The organism is Kibdelosporangium aridum (assembly GCF_900176515.1).
GTDB classification, from domain to species: domain Bacteria; phylum Actinomycetota; class Actinomycetes; order Mycobacteriales; family Pseudonocardiaceae; genus Kibdelosporangium; species Kibdelosporangium aridum.
Map to the genome: position 1 here is coordinate 1,496,525 of NZ_FWXV01000002.1, position 26,622 is coordinate 1,523,146.

The 26,622-nt window shown below is 66.8% G+C and carries 22 protein-coding genes; 11 read left to right on the forward strand and 11 right to left on the reverse strand.

Features of this window, described 5'->3' with window-relative positions; translation table 11 throughout:
* Positions 1 to 15: 15 nt before the first annotated feature.
* Positions 16 to 480: a PPOX class F420-dependent oxidoreductase gene (locus B9C43_RS16640; RefSeq protein ID WP_033381204.1), complete on the forward strand. Its 465-nt coding sequence runs from the start codon at positions 16 to 18 to the stop codon at positions 478 to 480.
* A gap of 71 nt (positions 481 to 551) precedes the next feature.
* Here B9C43_RS16640 and B9C43_RS16645 read toward each other — a convergent pair whose 3' ends face one another.
* Both B9C43_RS16645 and B9C43_RS16650 read right to left on the reverse strand, forming a co-directional pair.
* Positions 552 to 1,100, reverse strand: a complete 549-nt coding sequence (locus B9C43_RS16645) for a CHRD domain-containing protein (RefSeq protein WP_084427362.1) — start codon at positions 1,098 to 1,100, stop codon at positions 552 to 554.
* 73 nt (positions 1,101 to 1,173) lie between these two features.
* Positions 1,174 to 1,935, reverse strand: a complete 762-nt coding sequence (locus B9C43_RS16650; protein ID WP_235038647.1) for a DUF2470 domain-containing protein — start codon at positions 1,933 to 1,935, stop codon at positions 1,174 to 1,176.
* A 313-nt stretch (positions 1,936 to 2,248) separates the two neighbouring features.
* Here B9C43_RS16650 and B9C43_RS16660 point away from each other — a divergent pair, with 313 nt between their 5' ends.
* From B9C43_RS16660 to B9C43_RS16670, 3 genes are read left to right on the forward strand one after another with little or no spacing between them, the layout of a single operon-like run.
* Positions 2,249 to 2,578, forward strand: a complete 330-nt coding sequence (locus B9C43_RS16660; protein WP_200825604.1) for a YciI family protein — start codon at positions 2,249 to 2,251, stop codon at positions 2,576 to 2,578.
* A gap of 1 nt (position 2,579) precedes the next feature.
* Entirely contained in the window at positions 2,580 to 2,894 is a 315-nt protein-coding gene (locus B9C43_RS16665; protein WP_084427366.1) for a YciI family protein, read from the forward strand.
* Complete coding sequence (locus tag B9C43_RS16670) at positions 2,885 to 4,084, forward strand: RNA polymerase sigma factor (protein WP_235038648.1); 1,200 nt, start codon at positions 2,885 to 2,887, stop codon at positions 4,082 to 4,084. Before B9C43_RS16665 ends, B9C43_RS16670 begins: the two co-directional genes overlap by 10 nt.
* Before the next feature lie 89 nt (positions 4,085 to 4,173).
* On the opposite strand, the gene B9C43_RS16675 is transcribed toward B9C43_RS16670, so the two are convergent.
* Positions 4,174 to 6,447 carry a glycosyl hydrolase family 95 catalytic domain-containing protein gene (locus tag B9C43_RS16675; RefSeq protein WP_084427370.1) on the reverse strand — a complete coding sequence of 758 codons (2,274 nt, stop codon included), beginning with the start codon at positions 6,445 to 6,447 and terminating at the stop codon, positions 4,174 to 4,176.
* A 293-nt stretch (positions 6,448 to 6,740) separates the two neighbouring features.
* Between B9C43_RS16675 and B9C43_RS16680 the strand changes: the two genes are divergently transcribed.
* The gene (locus B9C43_RS16680) at positions 6,741 to 7,364 is read left to right on the forward strand and encodes a LysE family translocator (RefSeq protein ID WP_033381196.1); all 624 of its coding nucleotides are present in this window, start codon (positions 6,741 to 6,743) and stop codon (positions 7,362 to 7,364) included.
* Here the strand turns inward: B9C43_RS16680 and B9C43_RS16685 are convergent.
* The 7 genes from B9C43_RS16685 to B9C43_RS16715 all read right to left on the reverse strand — a co-directional run bounded on the left by B9C43_RS16685 (position 7,361) and on the right by B9C43_RS16715 (position 16,713).
* On the reverse strand, positions 7,361 to 8,509 hold the full coding sequence (locus tag B9C43_RS16685; protein WP_084427372.1) for a VWA domain-containing protein: 1,149 nt from the start codon (positions 8,507 to 8,509) through the stop codon (positions 7,361 to 7,363). The two genes, B9C43_RS16680 and B9C43_RS16685, sit on opposite strands and share 4 nt — an antisense overlap.
* Positions 8,506 to 10,734 (reverse strand): DUF5682 family protein, encoded by a 2,229-nt coding sequence (locus B9C43_RS16690; RefSeq protein ID WP_143446362.1) that lies wholly within the window; start codon positions 10,732 to 10,734, stop codon positions 8,506 to 8,508. The genes B9C43_RS16685 and B9C43_RS16690 overlap by 4 nt, the downstream gene beginning before the upstream one ends.
* A complete protein-coding gene (locus B9C43_RS16695) occupies positions 10,689 to 11,780 on the reverse strand; it encodes an ATP-binding protein (RefSeq protein WP_033381192.1) in 1,092 nt (363 codons plus the stop codon). Before B9C43_RS16695 ends, B9C43_RS16690 begins: the two co-directional genes overlap by 46 nt.
* Positions 11,777 to 13,153: a DUF5691 domain-containing protein gene (locus tag B9C43_RS16700; RefSeq protein WP_084427376.1), complete on the reverse strand. Its 1,377-nt coding sequence runs from the start codon at positions 13,151 to 13,153 to the stop codon at positions 11,777 to 11,779. The genes B9C43_RS16695 and B9C43_RS16700 overlap by 4 nt, the downstream gene beginning before the upstream one ends.
* Positions 13,150 to 14,433: an SWIM zinc finger family protein gene (locus B9C43_RS16705; RefSeq protein WP_084427378.1), complete on the reverse strand. Its 1,284-nt coding sequence runs from the start codon at positions 14,431 to 14,433 to the stop codon at positions 13,150 to 13,152. Before B9C43_RS16705 ends, B9C43_RS16700 begins: the two co-directional genes overlap by 4 nt.
* Positions 14,434 to 14,508: 75 nt before the next feature.
* The gene (locus tag B9C43_RS16710) at positions 14,509 to 15,345 is read right to left on the reverse strand and encodes a helix-turn-helix domain-containing protein (protein WP_084427380.1); all 837 of its coding nucleotides are present in this window, start codon (positions 15,343 to 15,345) and stop codon (positions 14,509 to 14,511) included.
* A 189-nt stretch (positions 15,346 to 15,534) separates the two neighbouring features.
* Entirely contained in the window at positions 15,535 to 16,713 is a 1,179-nt protein-coding gene (locus B9C43_RS16715; protein ID WP_084427382.1) for a homogentisate 1,2-dioxygenase, read from the reverse strand.
* Positions 16,714 to 16,780: 67 nt separating this feature from the next.
* On the opposite strand from B9C43_RS16715, the gene B9C43_RS16720 reads away from it, so the two are divergent.
* From B9C43_RS16720 to B9C43_RS16730, 3 genes are read left to right on the forward strand one after another with little or no spacing between them, the layout of a single operon-like run.
* Complete coding sequence (locus B9C43_RS16720; protein WP_268811566.1) at positions 16,781 to 17,647, forward strand: hypothetical protein; 867 nt, start codon at positions 16,781 to 16,783, stop codon at positions 17,645 to 17,647.
* A complete protein-coding gene (gene fahA / locus B9C43_RS16725) occupies positions 17,644 to 18,807 on the forward strand; it encodes a fumarylacetoacetase (protein WP_084427384.1) in 1,164 nt (387 codons plus the stop codon). Before B9C43_RS16720 ends, fahA begins: the two co-directional genes overlap by 4 nt.
* Positions 18,804 to 19,451, forward strand: a complete 648-nt coding sequence (locus B9C43_RS16730) for a helix-turn-helix domain-containing protein (protein WP_037271421.1) — start codon at positions 18,804 to 18,806, stop codon at positions 19,449 to 19,451. Before fahA ends, B9C43_RS16730 begins: the two co-directional genes overlap by 4 nt.
* On the opposite strand, the gene B9C43_RS16735 is transcribed toward B9C43_RS16730, so the two are convergent.
* A complete protein-coding gene (locus B9C43_RS16735; protein WP_143446363.1) occupies positions 19,369 to 20,556 on the reverse strand; it encodes an MFS transporter in 1,188 nt (395 codons plus the stop codon). The genes B9C43_RS16730 and B9C43_RS16735 overlap by 83 nt on opposite strands.
* Positions 20,557 to 20,640: 84 nt before the next feature.
* Here B9C43_RS16735 and B9C43_RS16740 point away from each other — a divergent pair, with 84 nt between their 5' ends.
* Genes B9C43_RS16740 through cydD form a run of 3 tightly spaced genes read left to right on the forward strand, consistent with a single transcriptional unit; the run spans position 20,641 to position 26,615 of the window.
* Positions 20,641 to 22,110, forward strand: a complete 1,470-nt coding sequence (locus B9C43_RS16740; protein WP_033381181.1) for a cytochrome ubiquinol oxidase subunit I — start codon at positions 20,641 to 20,643, stop codon at positions 22,108 to 22,110.
* Positions 22,111 to 22,119: 9 nt separating this feature from the next.
* Entirely contained in the window at positions 22,120 to 23,127 is a 1,008-nt protein-coding gene (gene cydB / locus B9C43_RS16745) for a cytochrome d ubiquinol oxidase subunit II (protein ID WP_084427388.1), read from the forward strand.
* Positions 23,124 to 26,615 (forward strand): thiol reductant ABC exporter subunit CydD, encoded by a 3,492-nt coding sequence (gene cydD, locus B9C43_RS16750; RefSeq protein ID WP_235038650.1) that lies wholly within the window; start codon positions 23,124 to 23,126, stop codon positions 26,613 to 26,615. Before cydB ends, cydD begins: the two co-directional genes overlap by 4 nt.
* The last annotated feature ends 7 nt before the right edge of the window (positions 26,616 to 26,622 follow it).

Genomic DNA, 26,622 nt, shown 5'->3' on the forward strand with positions numbered 1-26,622 from the left:
CGTTACCGTTAGCCCATGGCTCGACGGATCGCGACGAAAGACAAAGTGGACCGTGCGGCACTGATCGACTTCCTGCGTACCAGGCATCACACGGTCCTGGTGACCCGGCGGGCGGACGGCAGCCCGCAGATGTCCCCGGTGGCGTGCGGCATCGACCCCGAGGGACGGGTGGTGATCTCCACCTACCCAGGGCGGGCGAAGGCGGTCAACGCGCGCCGTGACCCGCGCGTTTCGCTGTGCACGTTGTCCAACGACTGGGACGGCCCGTACGTCCAGGTCGACGGGCGGGCCGAGGTACTCGACATGCCGGACGCGCTGGAGCCGCTGGTGGAGTACTTCCGGTGCATCTCGGGCGAACACCCGGACTGGGACGAATACCGCGAGGCCATGCGCAAGCAGAACAAAAGCCTCATCCGGGTGACCATCGAGCGGTGGGGCCCGATCTCGACCGGTGGTTTCCCGCCGGAACTGGCCGAATAGCGGAAGGCGGCGAGCGGAGAAACTCGCCGCCTTCGCCTGCGCGGTCTCACCCACCGCGCATTCCCCTGCGGTTAACGGTCCAGTTGAGCGCGGATCTCGCCGGCCGGGAACGCGGCCGTGTGCACGTTGGCGTACGTCACGCCTGCCCGGAAAGCCTTGGCGAACTCGGCGAACTCACCTGCCGCGATGCCCTGAGCCGCCGGTCCGATCACGTCGGCGGCCCGCAACGTGCCGCTGATGGTCGCGGGCGCGGCCGGGCACGTCTGGGTGCCGACCGGGCCGTTGCCCGCGTTCGTGCACAGGAAGGCGCTGATCCCGCCCGCCTGGAACGCATGGCCGAAGTGGATATGGGCTTGGGTGATGGCGCCTGACAGGTCGGCATAGCTGAGCTGCCAGGTGATTTCGCCCGTCCGCTCGTTCAGCGTCGCCCGGAACTGCCCGTTTCCGGTGGTGGATAACGCGAGCGGATGCTCGTGGTAGCTGGACAGGTGTTCTCGTACGGAGTGCCGTCCGCCGAAACCCTCGGCGTCTTGCGGCGCCGCTGCGCTCGCGGTCGCCGACAACGCGACGACGGCACCCACTGCGGCGGCGACTGTCAACAGACGCCCGCGTCTGATCATCAGTACATGCCTCCTCACCTTCAAAGGGGCCACGCCAGTGGTTAGTAACGCCCCGGGAGGAGACTCGGTTCAGCTAATGAGACTTTCTTGTCTCTGCGAGGAACGGACAGCCGACCAGGCGGCGTAGTTCGTTCGCCAGTTCGGTCGTGTTGGTCACCGGCTGCTCGAAGGCGAGTCGGACGTCGTGGTCGGCGTCGATGGCTTCGACACGCAACCGCAGCCCGAACCGGTCCAGGCCAAGCGGGCGGATGTGCCCGCCGCGCAGGTTGTCCGGCAGATGGCGGCCCAGCAGGGCGACGACGTCAGTGTGTGCGACTTCCAAGTGCCGCAACCAATCCGCCTCGTACGCGCAGAACGGGTCCGGTGTTGCCGCGGTGAAATCGTCCAGTCGCAAGGAATGCGTGCCTTCGGCGTCGGCAAGGACCAGTGACGCGGGGATGAGCTGGAGCATCGTGGCGCCGTGGCCGACGTCGAGCAGACGCGGATCCGGGCGTTCCTCGGCAACCAGCATCGCCGCGCGCCTGGCCTCGTCATCCGACAGAGCCCGTGCCCACCCGGTGAACCACAGCAGCCCACGCACTGGTTCCCGCAACGGGACCGGAGCGGTGTCCGCGAGCTCGAGCATCGCGGCGAGCTCACCGCGAGGCGCCGCCCACACGGCCGCCACGAACGGATTGCTCTGCGCGACAAGCACGCTGGCCACGCCATCCGCGTGCACGTGGTGTGTCAGTGGCACGACTTTCCCGGCGCCTTCGGCGGACGGCATCAGCGTTGCCTTGCCGCCTCGCGTCGCGATAGTGCGCGCACGCTCGGCCGGTGTGGGTGTCTCGGTCACTGTCACCTCCAACTTAGGGCAGCCTAACTTGGATCGGCGGTCCTTGGGAAGTGGCCGTCACCCGAACTGGGGGTCCTGCGCCGCCCGGCCAGGCGTTTGACCAGCTTGCCGAGGCGGTTGTCGACTTCTTGCCGGTCCCGGCGGTGCTCGTGCTCGATGCACCACGCGTGGTTATGATCATGGATTCCTCCTTCGTCATCACCACGACGCGACAGATCGGCGAAATCGACACACGGCGAGGTGTCGATTTCCGGTCGTCGCCGCGTCGTGTGGGTGAGAACCTGATCCGACGAGGAGGTCCGGAGTGCGGTACATGCTGTTGATCTGCGACGACGGCTCGAAGGTGGAAAGTCCCGACGAGCTGAACGCGAAGTCCGGCCACGTGGCTTGGATGGTTGATCTAGAAGAACGTGACATAAGCCGTGGCCGGTATCTGATGCGCCCGCCTGCGGAATCGAAGACCGTACGGGTCCGCGACGGCAAGCAGCTGGTGTCCGACGGTCCGTTCGCCGAGACCAAGGAATGGGTCGCGGGCGTGGAACTGATCGAGTGCGCTGACCTGGACGAAGCCATCGCGGTGGCGTCCACCCACGAGGCGGCGGGCCGATTCCCGATCGAGATCCGGCCCTACTGGGAGGACTGAGATGAAGTTCATGATGTGGGTCTGCGTGGACGATGCACTCGTCGGGACCACAGAGGACGATCCGGGCGCCTGGATCGCGGAGACCGGTTCCCGCCGCCTTGAGGGCAGCCAACTCCGGCCCGTCTCCGACGCGACGACCTTGTGGCCACGCGACGGTGGTGTGTTCGTGTCAGACGGCCCGTTCGCGGAGACCAAGGAGCAGATAGCGGGCTACGACATCCTGGAATGCGCGGACATGGACGAGGCGCTGGCGATCGCGGCCAAGCACCCGGTGGCCAAGTTCGGAGCGATCGAGGTGCGTCCGATTTGGGAGTGAAAGAGGCCGTTGACGAGGCCTTTCGCTCGGAGTGGGGTCGTGTGGTCGCGACGCTGATCCGCCTCACCGGCGACTGGGATCTCGCCGAGGAGTGCGCTTCGGAAGCGTTCGCGCGCGCCCTGACCCACTGGCCCCAGGACGGCGTCCCCCGCCGCCCTGGGGCGTGGCTCACGACAACGGCGCGGAACCGCGCCCTCGACCGTATCCGCCGGGCAGCAGCGGAATCCTCCCGTGCCCGGGACATCGCGATCGTCGGTGTTCCAGAGTCCACAGAGGACGATTTCCCGGACGACCGGCTCAGGCTGATGTTCACGTGTTGCCATCCGGCGCTACCGCTGGAAGCCCAGGTAGCACTGACATTGCGGACCCTGACAGGGCTGACCACCCCGGAGATCGCCCGCGCGTTCCTGGTCCCCGAAGCAACGATGGCCCAGCGGTTGGTCCGCGCGAAGCGGAAGATCCGCAACGCCCGCATTCCTTACCGCGTACCGCCCGCCGCATTGTTGCCTGCGCGGACCGCAGGCGTGTTGGGCGTGCTGTACCTGCTTTTCAACCACGGCTACTCGGAATATTCGTTGGTGGACGAGGCAATCCGCCTGAGCAGGCTGCTGGTCGAGTTGATGCCATCCGAGCCCGAGGCGGGCGGCCTGCTCGCCTTGATGCTGTTCCACAACTCCCGCCGGGCAACCCGCCTGGACGCCGCCGGTGACCTCGTGACACTGGAAGACCAAGACAGGTCGCGATGGGACCAGGACGCGATCGCCGAAGGAGTGTCGGTCCTCGACGCCGCGCTCGAGCACGGAAATACGGGTCCTTACCAGCTCCAGGCCGCAATCGCGGCATGCCACGCGACAGCGCGGCAGGCGTCCGACACGGACTGGCCTAGGATCGCGATGTTGTACGAGGCGATGCTGCGACTGAACCCGTCACCGGTCATATCCCTGAACCACGCGGTCGCGGTGGCAATGGCCTCCGGCCCCGCCGAAGGCCTCGCCTTGCTTGAATCCTTGCAGCACAAAGGCAAACTCGCGGACTACCATCTGCTGCCCGCGACCCGCGCGGACTTCTTGCGCCGCCTCGGCCGTGTGGACGAAGCCGCTGCGGCCTACCGCGAAGCTCTGGCACTCGCCCCGACCGACGCCGAACGCCGCTTCCTGACACGGCGCCTCGCTGAGTTAGGTCACTCCTGACCTGCGAAGACTCGGTTTCTGTCGGACCCCTGCGGTAGCGTGAAAATTAGGGGTTCCCCCAAGGGAATTGGTGTTGTGGTGGAGGCTGGTCAGGGGAGGCCCCATGGGGCGGATGGTGTGGTGGGGACTGGGGAGATGGTGAAGTCGGGGCGGTCGGCTGCTGGGTGGATGACGGCCTCGGAGCCGCGGGGTAGGGCGATTTCGATGGTGTCCGGGCTGATGTGGCGGTACGGCAGGTCGCGGCCTTGGGCGTTGCGGACGGCGATGGCGCCTGCGATGTCGTGGCGGATCACGCAACGGGCGCCGGCTTCGCTGAGGACGCGCAGCCAGCGGGTTTGGCCGGATGTGCGGGAGGCGCTGAGCAGGAACGCACCTTGGGTGCGGAAGTTCTGGATGGCCACGTCGGGCCACGGGACGGCGGGGAAGACGCGGATGACGTCGCCCCAACTCTGGCAGAGCATGTCGTGCACGGACTGGGCCGCCGACAGCGGGGTTTCGATGACCGGGCCGGACTCCTTGTACATCGTGTTCGGCTGGACGAATCGGCGCAGTAGTTCGCCGAGGTAGAACGCGGCCTTGTCGCCGCGGAGCATCTGCGCGGAGATCGACGCGGCGCCGGTGAAGCTGTAGCCCTGCAGCGCACCCTCGAAACTGATCCAGTGGTTGAGCGACTTCTCGATCAGGGCGCGGTTTTCCGGCTGTTCCCAGGTGATCTCGTACAGCGGGTACACCTGCAGCAAGTGCGAATAGTGCCGGTGGGACTTCGCGAACGGGACACCAGCGCCGATCATGTAGCCGTTCGCATCCACCGGATACGGTGTCAGGGTGGCCAAGACATCGCGCCAACGTCCGGCGAGTGCGTCGTCGGGCGCGGTGGCGAGCAGAGTCGCACAGCCCCAACGGATCAACGACAGGTCGTAGGTGCAGTCGGGCGCGTTCTCGCCGTACTCGGGGGAGAACGTGAACGGCAGGTGCAGTTTCCCGTCGGAGCCACGGGTGAGGAAATGCAGGTAGTAGTTGATCGCGCCGCGCAGCAGCGGGAACAGCACATCGTTGAGGATCCTCGGATCCATGGTGTGCCGATAGGACAGCCAGACGTTGTGCAGCGCCCACGTCAGGTTGCCGACCTCAGGTGTCGGTGAGGTTTTGCCGGGAATGCCCACGGCGTAACCGGAAGTGCCGGTCCCGGCACCGTTCAGCAACGTCATGTCGGTCGTGCGTGGAATGCCGTACGAGTCGGCGCGGTATGGCGCGGCCACCTGGTCACGGAGGTTCTGCCGGAACTTGTCCAACGCGTACGTGACGGCGTCCAGTTCGAGGTGATTGGAGCCGTGGATCAGCCAGTACTCCAGTTGTACGTTCAAGTTCCACCAGGTCGCGGGCCATGGCGTCGACTCGAGCCACGGGCCACAGGTAGCCATCACGGGCGCGTCGCGGCGTGCGGCTGACGCGACTTTGTACAGCTGGATCCAGTAGAAGGACTGCAAGCGACTGTCCGAGATGGACAGGAAGCTGCGTTGGTAGAACGTGTGCCACCACGCCTGGTGATCACGGACGAAGGAGGACAACGGAACGACCGCCCGTACGGCCCGTTGGGCTTGGGCTACAGCGGTCTTCGTTGGATGTGACCACGCGACGGACGTGTACAAGGTGCGGACAGAACCGCGAGTGACCTCGCGCCACGCGGTGACGTGTTCGCCGCCTGCGTGCAACGGTTGCACGGAGAGTTTGACGTCACCGCTGGTGTGCAATTGGGCAGGCGGGTTCGCGGTGTAACCGGCGGGTGGTTCACGGCCGAAGACCGGGTCAGTGCGTGGGCTGACGGCCTTGGCGGGGTGGAAGACCCAGTTGAAGGCGCGCTCGCCTTCGGACGGCGTGACCTCGACGATCAGCAATGACCGGACACTGTGGACGACCGCGCGCAGCGACAGGCTTCCTTTCGACGTCGTCAGCGTGCCGCGCAGTTCGGCATTCCACAGGTCAAGGCGCCAGTCGAGCGCGGTGATGGTGCCGACGGGCTCGAGCGTGAAGTAACCGATCGGCAGCCTGGCCAGGCCGAACAGCGAGCCGAACTCGGGCCGGTGATCCTGCACCTGCGTGTGCTGCACGTTGAAGCGGATCGCGTTGCGGCCAGGCTCGGCGTAGATGCCGGAACCCAGGAACCCGTTGCCCAAGAACGGACCCTCGTACCAAGTCTGGGGCACACGCCGCCAGATGAGATCGGAACCCGCGAGGAACCGCGGCCAGTCGATGCCACCCTGCGCCGTCGGCATGGAGAGTGCCTGAGCGGGTGAAGCCAACGTGGCGCCTGCGAGGCCCGCCAGTGCCCCGGAGAGGATCGTGCGTCGGTTGAGGTCGGCCACTCTGCCACCTACCCGGTGTGTCGTATACCTCCGATGTTTCCTCGAAACTAGGCGGGTCGGACGGGAGTGGTCAAGTCTTGTAAACGTTTGTTAGGTACGGATGATCCGATCTATCTCGCCCAGAGGCCGTACATCGCTGGTCGGTGACAACGGGGTGCAGTGGTGTCCAGCCCGCGACGTCGGTCGGCGTGGGATGACTCAGCGTGCATCGGACCCGATCTGGCAGTGACCGGGGTCGTGGTTGGCGAGATTGGGCCGGAAAACCGGTCGCGAACTGGGGTTATGCTCGCGACATGGTTTCTGGGGTGCAAATGCTCGCGTTCATGGGCGTCGTCCTGCTCGCCGCGATGGTGCCGGGACCGGATTTCATCATCGTCACCCACCACGCAGCGGTGTCCGGCAGGCGCGCGGGCGTGGCCGCTGGCCTGGGGATCGCCAGTGGCGTGTTCGTCTGGGCAGTGGTCGCCGCACTGGGTGTGGCCAGCCTGCTGGCCGCGTCAGCCATCGCCTTCACCGTCGTGAAACTGATCGGCGCGGTGTACCTGGGCTACCTCGGGCTCAAAGCCCTCATCGGAGCGTGGCGCCGGGGCGAGAAGGTGCAGGTCAAGGCCCAGTTCACGGCAACAGGAGCCGGCGTGGCGTTCCGGCAGGGCCTGGTCACCAACCTGCTGAACCCGAAGTGTGCGGTGTTCTTCGTCGCGTTGATGCCTCAGTTCCTCTCCAGCACACCGCACGTCGGCGAGACCCTGCTGCTTTCCGCCCTCGCGGTCCTGGTGAGCGCCGTCTGGTTCAGCGTTCTGGCGAACCTCGTCGGCCTGTTGAAGCGCTTCTTCACCTCCCCGAAGGTCCGCAAGGTCCTCGACTCGGTCACCGGCACGATCCTGGTCGCCTTCGGCATCAAGATCGCCCTGGACTAACGCCCCACGGCCATGCCTTCCTGTTCGGCCCATGCGGCGACGTCTTCGCGGCGGAGGGCGGTGGCGAGCAGGTCGGGGAACGCATCCGGCGTGCACGCGAAGGACGGCGCGCCGATGGCGGAGAGGCGGGCGGCCAGTTCGTGGTCGTACGCGGGTTTCCCGCTGTCGGACAGGGCGAGGAGAACGACGACCATGACGCCGCTGGCGACCATCTCGCGGACGCGGCGTTGCAGTTCGGCGGCCACGCCGCCTTCGTAGAGGTCGCTGATCAGCACGACCACGGTGTCGGCGGGACGACGGATGTGTTGTTGGGCGTACGCGACCGCGCGGTTGATGTCCGTGCCGCCGCCGAGTTGCGTGGAGAACAACAGGTCGACGGGGTCGTCCAGGGTTTCGGTCATGTCCACGACCTCGGTGTCGAAGACGATCAGCCGCGTGGTGACCGACCGGAGCGACGCCAGCGTCGCGCCGAAGACGGCGGAGTACACCACCGATTCGGCCATCGAGCCGGACTGGTCGACCAGGAGGATCACGTCGCGCAGTGCCGCGCTGCGGGATTTGCGGTGTGAGCCGATCAGGCTTTCCACCACGAGCGTGCGTTGATCCGGCTGGTAGTGCTTGAGGTTCGCGCGGATGGTGGCCGACCAGTTCACATCGGACATGCGTGGTCGCCTGGTCCGGCGGGACCGGTCGACGGCGCCGTTCACCGCGGCGATCAGGCGGTCGGCGAGCTTGCGTTCGATCTCCTCGACCACCTGACGGACCACCGCCCGCGCAGTTTCCCTTGTGCGGGCAGGGATCGCGCTGGACAACGACACCAGCGTCCCGACGAGGCTGACGTCCGGCTCGACCGACGACAGCAGTTCGGGTTCAAGCAACAGCTTCGTCAGGCCGAGACGTTCCACGGCATCACGCTGCATGACTTGGACGACTGACTTCGGAAAGTACGTCCGCACATCGCCGAGCCAGCGGTGCAGTTTGGGCGAACTGGCACCAAGACCCGCACCGCGTTTGCCATCGCCTTCGCCGCCGTACAGCGCGGTCAACGCACTGTCGCGGCGGGAATCGTCCTCGCCAAGGCCGGTCAGCTGATCAGCCTCGGGGCCAAGCAGCAGACGCCACCGGCGCAGTCGTTCGTCGCTCATACCCTTGCCCCCTCATAAAGCCCGCGCACGAACTCGACGAGACGTGCGGTGCGTTCTGGGTCGCCGTCGTCGGCGACCAGCACGGCTGGACCGCCGCCTTGTGCGACGCGTTCGGCGAGTGTGCGGCGTTCGGGTGCGGAGAAGCTGGAGATCGCGCGCCGCAGCAACGGCAACGCGTCCTCGAAGGCGTCGTTGGGCAACCCGGTGAGCCATTCGTCAACCAGGCCAAGCAATCGTGGGTCAGCCGCCAGCCGGACAGCCGAGCCACGTAAGAAGCCCGCCACGAACGACGTGCCTGTACCCGCGGCTGACACGGCCCGTTGCATCCGGACCGCGACGGCCTCAGTGTCCAGACGGTCGTCTTCCCACAACAACCGTGTCGCACGGCCGGTTGGCAGACCGTGTGCTGGCGGGTCGGTGCGGACGAGCCGCTGCAACGCCTCCCACCAACCTGCGGTGTGCTCCTCATCCGCCGCCAGGACAACGGCTTCGTGCGCCTTGTCCATTGTCGACAAAGCGACTTCCGCTGTCTGGTCGTCGATTCCGTGACAGGCCAGCGGAAGACCGGCCGAGCCACGCGCCAGCAAGCCGTGCATGGCGGCCCGCAGCAGCTCGGGATCCGTCCCGCGAACGGATCCATATCGAACGGTCCCGGCCAACGCGGGCAACGCCTGCAACAACTCCAGAGCATCCGTTGCCGCCGCTGCGCACCGGTCCAGCGCTGCCCGCGCGGCCGTCACGGCGTTGACAAGCTCGCACGCCACCGCCTCACGTAACACCTCGGCGGCATCGGCGACTGTCTCGGCGGACTTTGCCTGCTCAAGAAGGACATGCTCGGCCGCGCCCTCCACGGTGGCACCGTGGCGAGCCGCGGCGGCCACGGCGACGGCGAGGCCCGGATCCCAGCGGACGGTCCACGCTTCGGCGAACGTGCCGAGCGTGGTCGTCTCGTCTGGCTCACCCCACCGGACATCCAGCACGTGCAGTTGCCGAAGCAGCCGCGACCGGCCGCGGTCGATGTCCCGCCGCAGGTCGAGCCGCATGTTCTTCTCGGCCGCGCTCGCGGGCAGCCTTAACTTGCGCTGCAACCGTTCCAGGTCCGTGGCCAAGGGCGAGCGGGGAACACCTGAACCGACTTGGCCGAGTTCCTCGCCCACCACGAGCTTCTCGTGCACGATCCGGAGCCCGACATCGTCACCGCCGCACAGCACAGCCAAAGCGGCCTCGCTGACCTCGGACAACCCGGGCGACGGACGCCCACGCAACGCGGCCAACGTGTCAGCGAGCCGGACGGCCTCGACAGCACTCGCCGTGGACGCGGGCAGACCTTCCTCCCGCAACACGTGCGAAGTGCGTGCCATCCAGCGTGGGATCGTGTCCTTTGTGTACTCCCACAAGTGCGCGTACCAACCAGGAGACGCGACACCCGCGCCATATCCCGACGTCGCGGCGAGACGACCATGGCTCCACGGCACCCAGCTGCCCGCGATCTTGCGCTTCGTGAGGCCCTTGACCAGGTCAGCATCGGCCTTGGCCGCGGGCAACTGTTGCAAAGCCGGGACGTGCCATGCACCGCAGACCACGACGATCGGGCCGTCGTAGTCGGTCAAAGCCTTCCGCAGCACCTGGCGCATCCACGCCTCGCGCTGCAAGGTGCGCTGGTCGACCGTGTCGGCGAACTCCTCACGCAATGCCGTCATCGCCTCGGCGACCGCGGCCGCGAGTTGTGTCGGCTCCGCGCTGGAGTGCTCGACGACGTCCTCCCACCAGCGTTCCGGGTCGTCGAACCCGGCCGCCTCGGCCAGCACGCCAAGCGGATCCACGACGACCCGGTCGACCTCCTCGGTTTTCTCACGGGCCAACGAGATCCCAGCGGGCAGATCGGCGAACCGGACGTCGACGTTGTGCCGAGCACCCCACGTCAGCGCCTGCCATTCCGGCGAGAAGCGGGCGAACGGCCAGAACGCCGCCTCCGACGGATCCGCCGCGTCGTGCAGCAGCAACGCCACCGGTGGAATGAGCTCACCGACGTGCTCGATGAGGTTGTCCGCGTCCGGTGGTCCTTCGACCAGGATGACCTGCGGCCGCACCACGTCGAGCGCGGCACGGACCATGCGGGCCGAGCCAGGACCGTGATGCCGGATGCCCAATAAGGTCACCCGGTCGGGAATCGGTTTCATCAAGCCGGATCCAGCTCCCGGCATGCCCGGTAGAGGTCGCGCCATTCCTTGCGCTCCTTGACCACTGCTTCGAGGTATTCCTGCCAGGCCGCGGTGTCCGAAACCCGGTCCTTGATCACCGCGCCGAGCAGGCCCGCGGCCAGCTCGTCGGCTCCGAGACTGCCGTCGCCGAAGTGCGCGGCCAGCGCCATTCCGCTGGTCACAACGGAAATCGCCTCGGCCGTCGACAGGCTGCCGCTCGGCTTCTTGAGCTGCGTACGGCCGTCGACCGTGCTCCCGCCGCGCAGTTCGCGGAAGATGCGGACCACCCGGCGGACCTCGTCCAGCGCTGGCGGTTCGGACGGAAGTTCCAGCGCGCGGCCTAATTGCGCGGCGCGCTGGCTGACGATCTCCACCTCGGCGTCCTCAGTGGCCGGTGGCGGCAGCACAACGGTGTTGAACCGCCGGGCAAGCGCGGACGACATCTGGTTCACGCCACGGTCACGGTCGTTGGCCGTCCCGATCAGTGTGAACCCGGGGATCGCCTGGAACTGCAGGTTGAGTTCCGGCACGGGCAACGCCTTCTCGGACAGGATCGTGATCAACGAGTCCTGCACCTCAGCCGGCATCCGCGTGAGCTCCTCGACCCGCGCCACCGCACCGGTCTGCATCGCGCGCAGCACAGGGCTCGGCACCAGAGCGGCCTCGCTAGGGCCTTCAGAGATCAGCCGCGCGTAGTTCCAGCCGTACCGGACCGCTTCTTCGCTGGTGCCGGCCGTACCTTGGACGATGAGCGTGGAATTTCCGCTGATCGCGGCGGCCAGGTGCTCGGAGAGCCATGACTTCGCGGTGCCGGGGACACCGACAAGCAACAGCGCGCGGTCGGTCACGAGCGTGCCCACCGCGACCTCGACGAGGCGACGTTCGCCGACGTACTTGGGCGTGATGACAGTTCCGTCGGACAGCGTGCCACCGAGGACATAGCGCACGACCGCCTGAGGCGAGAGCTTCCATTGCGGCGGGCGCGGCTTGTCGTCGGTCGCGGCGAGCGCGACGAGTTCGTCGGCGTACTGCGTTTCCGCGCTGGGGCGCAGCACAGTCGGTGTGGTCACGGGTTTTCGCTCCGTTCGATTTCTTCGTGAAGTTCGGTTCGCAGCCGCAGGACGAGTTCTTCGGCGCCGTGGACCGGCCAGCGGGTGGCGATCCGCGGCCAGTGGTCGTGCAGGACGCGAAGGTCGCCGCGGCGTAACAAGGCTTCGGGTGGACGGCCGACGCGCCAGCCACGGTCGGCCAGTTCGGCGAATCGCTCCAGCACCACCCTGGTCACGTCCGGGTGCCAGGGTGACGGGAGCAGCCCGCAGAAGTAGTCGAGTTCGTTGGCGTCCCACGAACCCGCGAGCCTGATCAGCACTCGGCCCAACATCTCGGCCGGGAGTTTGTCCAGCGTGTCGAGCAGTGCCGTCGAGCTGATGGTCGACGCGAGGTCGGTCAGCCACGGGACGGGATCCTCGGCCGCGGCCAGGTTTTCCGCCACGCCTTGCAGAAGCGCGGTACCCCACGTGCTCAGCCGCAGCTTGCGCGGCGCTTTCGGCCCGAGCCACTCGATCCAGAAATCCGGTGACACACTGGCAGCGTCGGCTTTCAGCCGCGCGGACCCCGTCCGGCGGACCGGTGAGTCACGCAACTCCTCCCGAGTCGGCTCCTGTTCGTACGGACCGTCCGGGTGCAGGTCGACAGTCTCTTCAAGCAAGCCACTGCGCAGGCGTTGTTCGGCGCGTTTGGACAGTGCGGAGCCCGGGATCCTCCTGAGCAGCGCGACCGCTTCTTCGCGAACGTTGGCCGACCGGTCGTCGAGAGCCTGCTCGAGGACCGGTTCATCCGCTGCGGTAAGGCTTTCCGACAGTGCGGCGATGAGCAGCTTGCGGTCCTCGACCCGGCGCAGCTCGGGCCAGTGCTCGACGATGTACGCCCGGAACCGCTCGGGATCCTGTTTGCGAGCCGTGCTGAGCCGTGCTTTGCGCTGGACCGGCGAGAGGTCCAGGGCATCGTCGATGTCGATGACGGTGTCCTCAACGCCGTCGCCCGCGGCCCATGCCCAGCCGACACGGCGTTGCGCGAGCCAACGGCCGCGCGAGCCGAGCGCGGGCAGAACCGCGTCTCGTACAACGGATCGAGCCGTTGCGGCCGCGAGGATGTCCGGCAACTGGCGATACGGCACGACGAGGTTCGCGCGGTCGAGCGCCAGGCAGCATTCGCGCAGCATCTCGTTGTCCTCGGTCGCCATGACCTGGCTGAAGATCGCGCCTACCCGCGGCGACGCTTCCTTGCGGTTGTCGTTCGGTGCGGGCGCGATCGGCTCGGCGTCACTCGTCGGCGCGATCCGGCCACCCCGTCTGGCCAGGCCATACGCCGCGCAATCGGCCAGCGCCTGCTCAGGGTCCGGTGAGCCGATGATGATCTTCTGGGTGGCCTCGGACCAGCTCATGAGACCACCTCCGGCGCTTCACCGGGCTCGGCCACGGCACCCAGCCGGAATGACCAGCCGTCCCACAAGCCGATGGCGTCAAACGGTTGGCCACCATGAATCGCCAGTGCACGGTCGGCCGCGAGGTCGTCGACGACAGGCAAGGCACGCCCGTCGGCATCGATGGCGTGCAGACCTTCGGCCAGCCGGACGTGCTTGCACGTCAACGGGTGCAGTCGTTGCCACGGGTCCTGGCGGAGCAGAGGTTCCAAGCCTGCCAAGGCATCTGTCCAAGTCGCGGAGAGCTCGATGGGGCGCGCGGCCGTCGACGGGTCGCGGTCGCCGACCGCCATCCGACGCGGTGCGCCCGCCGGATACGGATGAAGATCGCCGGTGAATTCCCCAACAGGCAGCGCAGGTCCAGGGATCGCGTTGCCCGCCGCGTGACGAATGACCGTCACCCATTCACGCCGTTCACGCCCCCACGCCCACTGACGGGTTGTGCGTACGCGACCGTCGTCCTCGTCCTTGCGAAGGAGGACAACCCACGAGTCGTGCCAAGCGGGTTTCTCACGCACCTCTTGTTCGGTGACGGTGTAGCCGAGGCGCATACGGATGACGTCGTTCAGTTCAGGCGGCGGATTGGCCGCGAGCGTGGCAAGAAGGTGCAGGCTGCCAAGGCGATCAGCGGCGCGCTCGGCCCAGTGCTGACCGCCCGAGAAGACCACGGTTGCCAGATCCTCCAACGCTCCGGCAAGGCCAGGAGCCTGCGCGTCGACCATCCGCCGCATGATCGACTCCCACCACCCGCGATCCCGCCCGGCGAGTTCGGCGACACCGCGCCGGGCGACATCGGCCAGCCACTCACGCAGCCCGGCCACCCCGCCCTGCACAGCAAGGTCCCGCGCCTCAACGGTTTTCGCCCGCTGCGCGGCCCGCCGAGCGACGGCCTCCGGCGAGTCGTCGAGCGGCTTCGGCGTTTTGCGCACCTCCCGGCGGTGCTGCCATTCGCTCACCCACTCCGGCGGCTGACCTGCCGGTGCGTTGCCGCGAGCGTGCATGACCTGCACCGCGACGGCGTGCTTGCAGGGGAATTTCCTTGACGGGCAGGAACATGTGGTGGCCCGGTCGGTGAGGTCGACGCACACTTGGTACGGCTTCTTGCCGCTGCCTTTGCACAGGCCCCACAGAGCGTGCTCGTCGTGCCCGAGCTCGCTCCAGTTGCCGGGCGCGGCCAGCCGGGCCGCGCTCCCGGCGACCTGCTTGTCCGGGCTCAGCGCCAGGACCGCGTCGACATCCATCCCGCAAGACCCCCAAAAGTCTCGATTTCGAATGAGACTTTAGGGCCACCCACCGACAGTTCTTGTCGTCGCAGGTCAGCCGTTGATCATGGTGTGGGTCAGGCGGCGGATCAGGGCGACCGAGTCGTCCGGGTCGAGCGCGACCGACTGCAGCTGGGCGAAAACCATCCGCGCCTCGGTGACCTCCTGCTCGTCCTCGCAGTGCAGTGTGCCGGTGACGTGCTCGACGTAGAGGTACTCGGGATCCTCCGGATCCGGGAAGGACAGCAGGCAGAACGGGCCGGGCAGGGCGTCGTGCGCGCCGAGCTCGAGCGGCAGCACGCGGAGTGTGACGGTCGGGAGGTTCGCGACCTCCAAGAGGTGGTGCAGTTGTTCGCGCATCACCGCGTGGCCACCGACCTGTCGCAGCAGCGCGGCCTCGTCGACGATGGCGGTGAACGTGAGCGGCTCGGTCTCAGAGATCAGCCTCCGTTGCCGGAACAATCGGATCAGCGCGGCCTGCTCAGGATTCGTATTGCCGCGAGTCATGAATAGTGCACGGATGTATCCATCGGTCTGCAGGAGACCGGGAACAACCTGTGCGGAGAACTCGTCGACATGGCTAGCCTCGGTTTCCACACCGAGATAACCGCCATTGTCCTGCACGCCGTACGCGGCGAACCAAGGCTTTCTCAGAGATTTGCGAGTCGCTTCGATAAGAGCGGGCTCGAAGTGGTCGTAGAGGTCCATCATAGTGCGTACGAGGTGCACGTTCGCCTTGGTCTCACCAGTCTCTATGCGGTGCAACGCGCTGCGTGTCTTGTCCAACGCCAACGCGGCTGAGTCAAGCGTATGGCCGGACGCTTCCCTCATACGCTTTAGCTTTGCTCCCAGCCTCCTACGTACGTATGGTGGGCGTTCTGGTTTTGCCATGTCCCATATTTTTCAACACAGCTGTCCAGTTTTGGGATTTCCGGTCGCGTGTCGGCCGAATGTGCGTGTCGCATGTGGATAGTGCTGGTCGCGGGTACTGAAAATCCCAATCAAACAATTGCTTGGGAATGCGCGGACATGAAGAATCCGCGCGGCCGATGGCCACGCGGATCCACTGTGTACTACAGATCAGGTCCAGTCGGGGCCGCGCTGTGCCCAGCTCCACGCGTAACGAGGGTCCTCGCAGGCCTCGGCGCCTTCACCGAGCTCCAACGGACGGAACGTGTCGACCATGACTGCGGTCTCGTCGAAGTAGTCCACGCCAAGCGACGCCTCGACAGCGCCTGGCTGTGGGCCGTGCGTGCACCCGCCAGGGTGCAGCGACAACGAACCCAACCCGATCCCAGAACCCTTACGTGCCTCATAGTTTCCGCCGACGTAGAACATCAGCTCATCCGAGTCCACGTTGGCGTGGTTGTAGGGCACCGGCACCGAGAGCGGGTGGTAGTCCACTTTGCGCGGACAGAACGAGCACACCACGAAGTTCGGGCCTTCGAACGTCTGGTGCACGGGCGGCGGCTGGTGCACGCGGCCGGTGATCGGTTCGAAGTCACGGATGTTGAACACCCATGGGTACAACGCGCCGTCCCAGCCGACCACGTCGAATGGGTGGTGCGCGTAGGTAAAGCGAGTGACGCCCGCGCGGTGCCGCACGAAAACGTCCACGTCCGTACCGTCGACCAGCAATGGCTCGGTCGGGCCGCGCAGGTCGCGTTCGCAGTACGGCGAGTGCTCGAGGAACTGGCCCTTCGCCGACAGGTACCGCTTGGGCGGGCCGATGTGACCGGTCGCTTCCAGGATCAGCATTCGGAGGTCCTCGCCGGGAACCACCCGATAGGTGCAGGAGGTCGGGATGACCACGTAGTCGCCGTCGCCGACGGTCAGCGCCCCGTAGATCGTCTCGATCACCGCGGTCCCGGTCTGGATGTACAGCAGTTCGTCGCCCGCGGCGTTGCGGTACAGCGGTGACGGCTGGGTCGCCGCGACGAAGCAGATCTTCACGTCGGCGTTGCCGAACAGCAGGCGGCGCCCGGTCACCGCGTCAACCTCGGCCGGGGAGTCCCACTTCAGCTCCTGTGACCGGAAGTGCCGGGGCTTCAACGGCAGGTTCGGGGTCGTGGTCCGCTCGTCGGACACCTGGACCGCGTTGACGATCGCCGTCGGCAGGTGGCGGTGGTACAGCAGCGCCGAATCACTTGAGAACCCCTCCACACCCATCAGCTCTTCGGCGTAAAGCGAACCGTCCGGTGCGCGGAACTGGGTGTGCCTCTTTCGGGGTATCTCGCCCACGCTTCGGTAGTAAGGCATGTCCTCTCCTGTGTCCGGATAACGGACATTTTTGTTCAGTTGCCGGTACGCTACTAGCGTGTCAGCCGTGTCAAGCGCAGTCGAACTCCCGCCGCCCGGCCCTCGAGGTGTTCCGCCCCTGCTCGCGAGGCTTGTCGACGACGCCGCCCTGTTCCCGCCAGGCAACGCCGCGATGCCCGATGCGATCGCGGCGCACCTGGAAATGCGGTCGTCGAACCGGGCCGCTGTGATGGGCCTCTTCTTGTGCCCAGCGTCCCGGTTGCCCGAACTGATCACCGAGCTGATCAAGGCCCGGCCGGTCAAGCCGGTCGCCTTGTCGCTGGTGATCGACACCGGCCTTGGCGGCGTACCCAAGGCACTGTCCATCGTCGAGTCGCGCACCGAGCTGCTCGCCCTGCGGATGGTCGAGATGCCGGCCCCCAACGACGTGGACGACCAGTGGCTCGAGCGGGTCTCCGAGTTCGTCCCCGAGGACGTCATCCGGGTGATCGAGCCGCGCCGCGGCGGCCCGGACTGGCTGGAGAGCATCCGCAAGGTCGCCGAGCACGGCAGCTGGCCCAAGCTGCGCTGCGGCGGGCTGAGCCAGCAGGCGTTCCCGACCGTCGACGAGATCTCCGACTTCCTGTCCGTGGTCACCGCGGGCGGCGTGTCGTTCAAAGCAACCGCCGGTCTGCACAACGCGGTCCGGCACACTGATGAGGAGACCGGATTCACCCACCACGGCTTCCTCAACCTGCTGGTCGCCACGGCGCGGTCGCTGTCCGGCGGAGACGTCCGTGAGGCGCTGGGCAGCACCGACTCGGACGCACTCGCCAAGGAAGCGGGCGAGCTGTCGGAGGCAGCCGCACATGCGGTCCGCGGTGTCTTCGCGTCTTACGGCTCGTGCTCGCTGGCCGAGCCGGTCGCCGACTTGGAACAACTGGGGTTGCTGTGACGTGGGTGGAAGACGAGGCCTTCAGCGCCGACCAGCCGTTCGGTCCGCAGACGCTGCCGTACGGCGTCGTCGACGGCCAGATCGCCGTGCGAGTGGGCGACCAGGCGTTGCCGCTGAGGCCGATCGCGTCTTCCTTCGGTGAGCACGCCGACCTGGTGTCGGCGGACACGCTGAACCCCCTGCTGGCAGCGGGGAGACAGACGTGGACGGACGTCCGGGCCCGGCTGATCGAGCTCACCCAGGCAACAGCGGCGCCGAAGGGCGCCACACTGATACCTATAGATAACGCCGTTCTGCCGTTCCAGGTCGCCGACTACGTGGACTTCTACTCGTCGAAACACCACGCGGAGAACGCGGGCCGGATCTTCCGCCCGCACGACGAACCGTTGCTGCCCAACTGGACTCACCTGCCTGTGGGCTACCACGGCCGCGCAGGGACCGTCGTCGTGTCGGGCACGCCCGTCGTACGGCCGCACGGCCAGCAGCGCGGTCCTGCTTTCGGACCGACGCAGAGGCTGGACATCGAAGCCGAGGTCGGGTTCGTCTGCGGTGGACCGGTGGCCAGCCGCGTGTCGACGTCGTCCGCCGCGGACCACGTGTTCGGCGTCGTACTCGTGAACGACTGGTCCGCCAGGGACATCCAGGGCTGGGAGTACCAGCCGCTCGGGCCGTTCCTCGGCAAGTCGTTCGCCACATCTGTGTCGGCGTGGGTGACGCCGCTCGACGCGTTCTCGGCCGCGCGCGTGCACACGCCGCCGCGTGACCACCCGGTGCAGGAGTATCTGCTCGAGGACCAGCCTTGGGGGCTTGACCTGCTGCTGCAGATCGACTGGAACGGCACGGTCGTGTCCCGGCCGCGGTTCGCGGACATGTTCTACTCGTTCGCCCAGCAGCTGGCGCACATGACTGTGAACGGCGCGACCGTACGGCCCGGCGACCTCTTCGCGTCCGGCACGGTGTCGGGTCCCGAGCGGGACCAATTGGGCTGTTTTCTGGAGATGAGCTGGGGCGGCCGGGACAAGATCACGCTGGCCGACGGTGCGCAGCGAACGTTCTTGGAGGATCACGACACCGTGCGGATCACCGCGACCGCGCCGGGTCCGAACGGCTCGGTCGTGGGGCTCGCGGAGGTGGCCGGCACTGTGTTGCCCGCGTCATGACCTCGCCGGGCGTGCACGGCAAAGAGAGCTCCCTGACGCTCGACCGGGGGCTGGCGTTGCTGCAGGCGGTCGCGGACTCGGAGTCCGAGGCGCCGACCATCAGCGACCTCGCGGCGGCGATCGGCGCCAGCCGGGCCGCCGTGTACCGCCTTCTGGTGCCGTTGCAGGCCCGTGGGCTCGTCCGGCGGGAGGGGTCGCGTGTCCGGCTGGGCCTGGGGCTTCTGCGGCTCTCAGCGCGCGTTCTGCCGCAATTGCGGCATGCTGCGTTGCCCGCGCTGCGTGAACTCGCCGAGTCGATCGGGGCGACGGCGCACCTGACCGTCGCCGACGGAGATGAGGCGCAGGCGGTCGCGGTCGTCGAGCCGTCGTGGACGGCGTATCACGTCGCCTACCGTGTGGGGACGCGGCATTCGCTGCGCAAGGGGGCTGCGGGCAAGGCCATTCTGTTGCCGTTCGACGGTCCGGAATGGGTTGCGACGGCGGGAGAGCTGCAAGCTGGGGCGTATGGCATCGCGGCCCCCGTACGCGGTGTGTCAGGGCTACGGGCCAGCGTTGGCGTGGTCACTTTTGAACGTCTGCACGCGGAGGTTGTGGGGCCTCAGGTTGTGCGGACTGCTGCAGAGGTCGCCGCTGCGTTGCGATGACCGCGGGCACGGCTGCTGCTGAGATGACGGCCAGTGTCAGCCAGAGCGTGGTTGTGCCGAGCGTCATGAGGCCGGTGAGCAGACCCGGGCCGACCGCGACCGCCGTGCCCCAGGAGAGCTGGAACAGGGCACTGGCACGGCCCTGAGCGTCCTTGGGCGCCGCGTCGGCGGCTGCGGCCGTGCTGAGCGGGCTGAAGAGGGCTTCGGCGACGGACATGACCGCGCTCGTCGCGAAGATGACCGGCGTCGCGGGGAAGATCGCCAGCGCCGCGAAACTCGTCGCGAACAACCCGGCCGCGATGATCATGCCGAGGCTGCGCGGGTACTTCTCCGCGATCCGCAGCACGGGTTCCTGCACCAGGACGTAGACGACCGTGCCGATGATCATCGCGGCACCCGCCACCCACGCCGGTCTGTGCAGCTCGTTGATGATCACGATCGGCAGGACGGTGTACTTGCCGACACTGGCGAGGCAGAACAGGATCTGTGTCGCGCAGATCGCGACATACCTGCGGTCCCGCAGGACGAGGGGCCAGCCCGCCTTCGCCGTGGGGTTCGCGGGCGTCGAGATGCCGAGCAGGATCACGCCCGCCAGCCCGAGCAGCGCCGCGGTCACGTAGTTCACGACGTTGTAGACCGTCGGATCCGCGACGTTCGGCATGATCCCGACCAGCGCCGATCCGACGCCGAAGCCCACGAACCGGCCGATCGACTGGCGGCCGAGCAGCCGTTCGAGATCACGCTCGCCGTTGCTGACCGCCTTCGCGAACGGCGCATTTGACGTCCAAAAGAGACGGTCGCCGACGCTGAGCACGGTAGCCACGACCACAGCTTCAGCGACCGTGTCGGTCTGCGGGTAGTACGCGAAACCGGCCAGTCTGACCACATTGGACGCGATCACCAGCTTGGCAGGCCCGATCCGGTCGAGCAGCATGCCGACGGCAGGGCCGACGGTCAGGCCGATGAGTCCCCCGACGGTGAGACTCATCCCCGCCGCGGTGACGCTCAGGTGCTGTGCGTTCACCAGGAAGAGCAACGCGAACGGTGGCCATGCGCCACTCGCGGTGGAATCGATGATGGACGCGATGGCGAACCGCGTGCGCACAGTCACACCCCCCAGGACCTAGGTCCCGACGATAGAGGACTGCCGCACCCAGCGAAAGATCTTCACCGATCGCATGATTCTGGTGTGGACGTTCTGGACCTGGCGCGGTGGCAGTTCGGCATCACCACCGTCTACCACTTCTTGATGGTCCCGCTGACGATCGGACTCGCGGTCCTCGTCGCCGGGATGCAGACGGCGTGGGTGCGTACCGGTGACGTGAAGTACCTGAAGATGACCAAGTTCTGGGGCAAGTTGATGCTGGTCAACTTCGCCATGGGGGTGGTCACCGGGATCGTGCAGGAGTTCCAGTTCGGGATGACCTGGAGCGCCTACTCGCGGTTCGTCGGCGACGCGTTCGGCGCGCCGCTGGCGATGGAGGGGTTGCTGGCGTTCTTCGTCGAGTCCACGTTCCTCGGCCTGTGGATCTTCGGCTGGGACAAGCTGCCCAAGAAGGTCCACCTGGCCTGCGCATGGGCATTCTCGCTGGCCACGGTCGCGTCGGCGTACTTCATCCTGGCCGCCAACTCGTGGATGCAGCACCCGGTGGGTGTCGAGCTGGTCGACGGGCGGCCGCGGCTGACCTCGATCTGGGCGCTGCTGACCAACAACACCGCACTGGCCGCGATCCCGCACACGATCGCAGGATGTTTCGCGGTGGCAGGTGCTTTCCTCGTCGGTGTCGCGGTGTGGCACCTGACGCGGCGCAACGAGGAACGCCAGGTCTGGCGGGCTTCGTTGAAGCTCGGCGGCGTGGTCGGGATGGTCGCCTTCGCGGCGCTCGCGGTCACCGGTGACCTGCAGGGCAAGCTGATGTTCCAGCAGCAGCCGATGAAGATGGCCGCGGCGGAAGCGTTGTGCCACACCGAACAGCCGGCCAGTTTCTCGATCTTCGCGTACGGCGACGTGGCGCGGCCGGACTGCGAGAACGTCAAGTCGATCACCGTGCCGGCGTTGCTGTCGTTCTTGGCGCACAACGACTTCTCCAGCGAGGTCAAAGGTATCGAGGACCTCGTCAAGGAGTACAAGGCGAAATACGGCGAGTTCTACCCGGTCGACCCCCAGTTGGGCGAACTGTCCGGGCAGCCGATCGACTACGTGCCGAATCTGCCCGTGACGTACTGGGGATTCCGGTTCATGATCGGATTCGGGGCGTTGGCCGCATTGGCCGCGGCGGCGGCTTTGTGGCTGACCCGGGGCGGCCGGATGCCTTCATCGCCGTGGTTCCGCCGGGCGGCGTTGGCCGGAATCGCCACACCGTTCATCGCCAACAGTTTCGGCTGGATCTTCACCGAGATGGGACGGCAGCCGTTCGTGGTCGTGCCGAATCCGACCGGGGTCGACGGCGTCTGGATGTTCACCGCGCGCGGTGTTTCCGGGATTTCGGTCGGGGAAGTCCTGACGTCTTTGATCGTGCTGACGCTGGTTTACGCGGTACTGGCGGTGCTTGAGGTGTTCCTGTTGCGGCGTTATGCCCGCGCCGGGATCGCTGGGGTGATGCCGCCGCCTGACAAGCCCGCCGAGAAGAAGTCCGACGAACTCGCGTTCGCGTACTAGGAGTCAGTTATGGACCTGGCACTCGTCTGGTTTCTGATCATCGCCTTCTTCTGGCTTGGCTACTTGTTCCTCGAAGGCTTCGACTTCGGCGTCGGAATGCTGCTGCCGGTGCTCTCGCGGGACGAGACCGAACGGCGCGTGATGGTGAACACCATCGGCCCGGTGTGGGACGGCAACGAGGTGTGGCTGATTGTCGCCGTCGGTGCGACATTCGCGGCTTTCCCTGGCTGGTACGCGACTTTGCTGAGTTCCGCGTACCTGCCTTTGCTCGCGGTACTCGTGGGTTTGATCGGACGGGGTGTGGCCTTCGAGTATCGCGGCAAAGTGGATTCGGTGCGCTGGCGGCGGAACTGGGACCGCGTGATCGTGGCCGGTTCGTGGTTGCCCGCACTGGGTGTCGGGCTGTTGCTGTCGTGGAACGTGCTTGGGTTGCCCATTGACGCGGCCGGAAACCGGGTGGGGTCCGCGTTCGCGGCCTTCCAATGGGAGACCCTGCTCGGCGCGCTCGCGATCGTAGGTTTTTCGCTCGTACATGGTGCTGTGTTCGTAGCGTTGAAAACCGATGGGGAAATACGATCGCGAGCGCGCCGCCTGGCGCTGCGCATCGGGCCGGTGGCCTTGTCACCACTGCTGGGTCTCCTGCTCCTGGTGCAGATGCGCGCCGGTTCCTCGTGGACCTGGCTCGTCGTCGGAATCGTCGTACTGACCGGAATTCTGGCGCTCGTCGTATTGTCCGCAGGGCGGGAAGGACGTGCTTTCGCGCTGATGGCCATGGTGATCATCGGCTCGGTGATCGCGTTGTTCGGAGCGTTGTACCCGAACGTCATCCCGTCCACTGTGGACCCGGCATTCTCGTTGACGATCGAGGGTACGGCGTCGAGCCCGTACACCCTTCAGGTGATGACGTGGATAGCCGGGTTCGGCGCGCCCGCGGTGCTGGTCTACCAAGGCTGGACCTATTGGGTGTTCCGGAAACGCATTGGCACTGGCCACATTCCGCCGGTGCGTGTGCCATGAGCTTTCCCCGCCGGCGTAATCCCGCCCAGGACCGGTTGGGGAGGGGCCCGCTCGGCGCGTTGCCAGCATCAGCGCGCCGGGCTTTGGCCCTGTGTTTCGTCCTTGCTTTCCTGTCGGCATTGGCTCTCGTCGCCCAGGCGTGGTCGCTCGCTTCGGTGGTGACCGGGCATGGATTGCTCGTCGTCCTCGTCGGATCCGTTATCGCCCGCGCGTTGTTGAACTGGGCGACGCAGGTCGTCGCCGCCCGCGCAGCTGCTGGAGCGAAAGAGGAATTGCGGGCGCAGGTGCTCGACACGTCGTTGGCCCGCGGACCGGAGTGGATTTCCACGCAAGGCCCGGCCTCATTGACCGTACTGGTCACCAAAGGCTTGGACGCGCTCGACGCGTACTTCACGGTGTACTTGCCCGCGTTGGTGACCGCGGCCGTCGTGCCGATTTCAGTCGGTGCGGCGATCCTGTTCGTCGACTGGCCCGCAGCGATCGTGATCGCGGTGACGGTGCCATTGGTTCCGTTGTTCGCGATTCTGATCGGCAAACACACGGCGACGAAGGTCGCGGAGTCGGCAGACGCCACAGCGCGGTTGTCCGCCCATTTGCTCGAAATGGTCCGGGCGTTGCCCGTGCTGACGGCTTTCCGGCGTGCCGCGACCCAAGCCGAGGCGGTACGCCGCGTTTCCGAACGGCATCGCCGCGCGACCATGACGACCTTGCGGACGGCGTTCGCCTCATCGTTGGCGCTTGAGCTGATCGCGACACTGTCGGTCGCGGTCGTCGCGGTGATCATCGGCGTACGGCTGGTCTCCGGCGATATGACGTTGCTCGTCGGACTGTTCGTGCTGATCCTGGCGCCGGAGTGCTACTTCCCGCTGCGCGCGGCAGGCGCGGCGCACCACGCCAGCGAAGACGGCATCGAGGCCATCCGCCGCGTGCATTCCCTGTCCGGTTCGGTGCCTTCCTCTTTGCAGTTCGCTTCGGACGTCGTGGCCACTGTTTCGGACCTGCGAGTGGCCCGGCGGGACGGGTTCGCACCGGACGGAGTGTCGTTCGCGTTGCGACCAGGGGAGATCGTCCGGCTCTCGCAGCCCAGCGGCGGCGGCAAGTCGACGACCATCGCTGCACTGTTGGGCTTTGTCCCTGTGACTTCAGGTTCCGTTGTCGTCGGAGCCTCGGACCTCCCAGCCTGGCGGCGGATCGTCGCCTGGGTGCCACAGCGCCCCGCCTTCGCGGGCGTCACCGTGATGGAGGAGCTTCGGCTCGCGGTGAGCGACCGCAACGTGCCGCCTACCGAAGAGGAGATGCGTTCGGTCGCCGCGATGGCAGCTGCCTCGCACCTGCTGAACCGCACGATCATCGAACTGTCCACAGGGGAGCGCCAGCGGATCGCGCTCGCCAGGGCGTTCTTGCGCGTCAAACGCGGCGCCCGAGTCCTGCTGCTCGACGAGCCAACCGCACATCTGGACGCCGCCACCGCCAGCCACGTAATGCGATCGGTGTACGACTTGGCGAACGATGGCGTGGCCGTGCTGCTGGCAACCCACCGCGAAGTCAAGCTGACCGAGGAATCCGTGCCAGTGGCGGCCGTTCCTACATCGGTGTCAGACGAGTCAGGGAAAGCAGCCCGCGTAAGGATTACCCGCCGAGAGCTACTCGGCGCGTTGATCGGCGCGCTGGCCCTCGCGAGTGGCGTCGCCCTGACTGCCGTGTCGGCGTGGCTGATCGCACGAGCCGCCGAACAACCACCGATCCTCACTTTGACCGTCGCCATCGTCGGCGTACGGACCTTCGGTCTGGCGCGTGCGGGGTTGCGGTACCTCGAACGCCTCGTCACCCACGACGCCGCCTTCCGCCGCGCTGCGGAATTGCGCGTGTCGCTATGGCAGCGGTTGGTCTCTCTCGGCCCCGCGCGCACCGCGGGCTTGGCACGCGGCGAAGGTTTGCAACGACTCGTGGATGACGTTGACACCGTCCGCGACCTGACCCCGCGAGTCCTCGTACCGCCGATCATCGCTGCGGTTGTGTGCACTGTGGCCATTGGTGTCCAGGCGGTTCTGTCACCAACGGCTGGCCTTGTCCTTGCCGGAGCGGTGGTGCTCGGCGGTATCGGCGCGCCGTTGCTCGCGCGGTTCCTGGAACGCCGCGCCACGACCGCCCTCGCCGAAGGCCGACGCAGTGTCGCGGCAGGTGTGCTCACCCTGCTTGAAGCCGCACCCGAACTCCTCGTTTTCGGCGCGGCGCAAGCAAAACGGGCCACCCTCGCCCGCATCGACGCGGATCTGGCCCGGCGCACCCGGCGGCAAGCATTTGGTGCGGGAGCCGCGACCGCCGTGATCACCCTGGCCACTGGCCTGGCAGCAACTTACGGCGCCACAACAGCAAACCCAGTCCTGGCATTGGTCCCACTAGCCCTGGCCGAAGTTCTTTCCCTGCTCCCACCGGCATTGCAGCACCGCGACGCCCTCAAAACCGCCTACGCCCGAGTCCAATCAATTCCCGCGCCACGCCAAACCAAACCCGTTGAATCGACCCACGCACCCCACCCCCAAGCAGCCCCCACCACTCCCAGGGGGGCGACCCCGGACCCATTCTATCGGGATAAGGCCTGGTCAAGGGGGGATTCGGCGGGCTGTGGACAACTAGTTGGAGGCAACGGTCCGTTCGTGCGACAAAAGCCGGGCGCGACCAGCGCGGCCGTGAGTCGTGATGGGATTGATGTTCGTTGGTCTGAGGGGAGTTTGGGGGATGGCACTGTTCCGGCCGTGAGGCTCGATGGGGTTGATGCCGGTGGGTCTGGGGCGGTTGAGTCGAATTTGCAGGAGGGCACTGTCCCGACTGGGAGTCGTGACGGGATTGATGTTCGTTGGTCTGAGGGGAGTTCGGGGGATGGCGCTGTCCCGGCCGTGAGGCTCGATGGGGTTGATGTCCGCTGGCCCGGGGCCGCTGAGCCGAGCCTGAAAGACGTCTCGCTCACCATCCCCGCAGGCAGCCACGTTGCCATCGTCGGCCCGTCCGGTGCGGGCAAGTCCACACTGCTCGCCCTCCTGCTCGGCTTCCTCTCCGCCGAGAAGGGCAGCGCCCAAGTCCCGGACAAGGTCGCCTGGTGCCCGCAGGAACCCCAGCTCGTCTCCACGACGATCCGCGAAAACCTCAGGCTCGGCAGCCCCGACGCCAGTGACGAAATCCTCAAGCAGGCACTGACCGACGCGGGCCTAGGACACTGGACGGACAGGCTCGACAGCCTCGTCGGCATGGTCTCCGGCGGCGAAGCGGACCGGTTGGCCCTCGCCCGCGCCCTGCTCGCTGCGCCTCAGGCCGATCTCGTCATCCTCGACGAGCCGACGGCCCACCTTGACGTGCCGACCGCCAAGGCTGTCCTCAGCGGCTTGGCGCAGAACCTCAAAGGCAGGACGTTGGTGCACGTCACGCATCGGCCAGAAGAAGCGGCCGATGCGGACATGGTGATCCGGGTCGACGCGGGCCGGGTGGCATAGCCTTGTT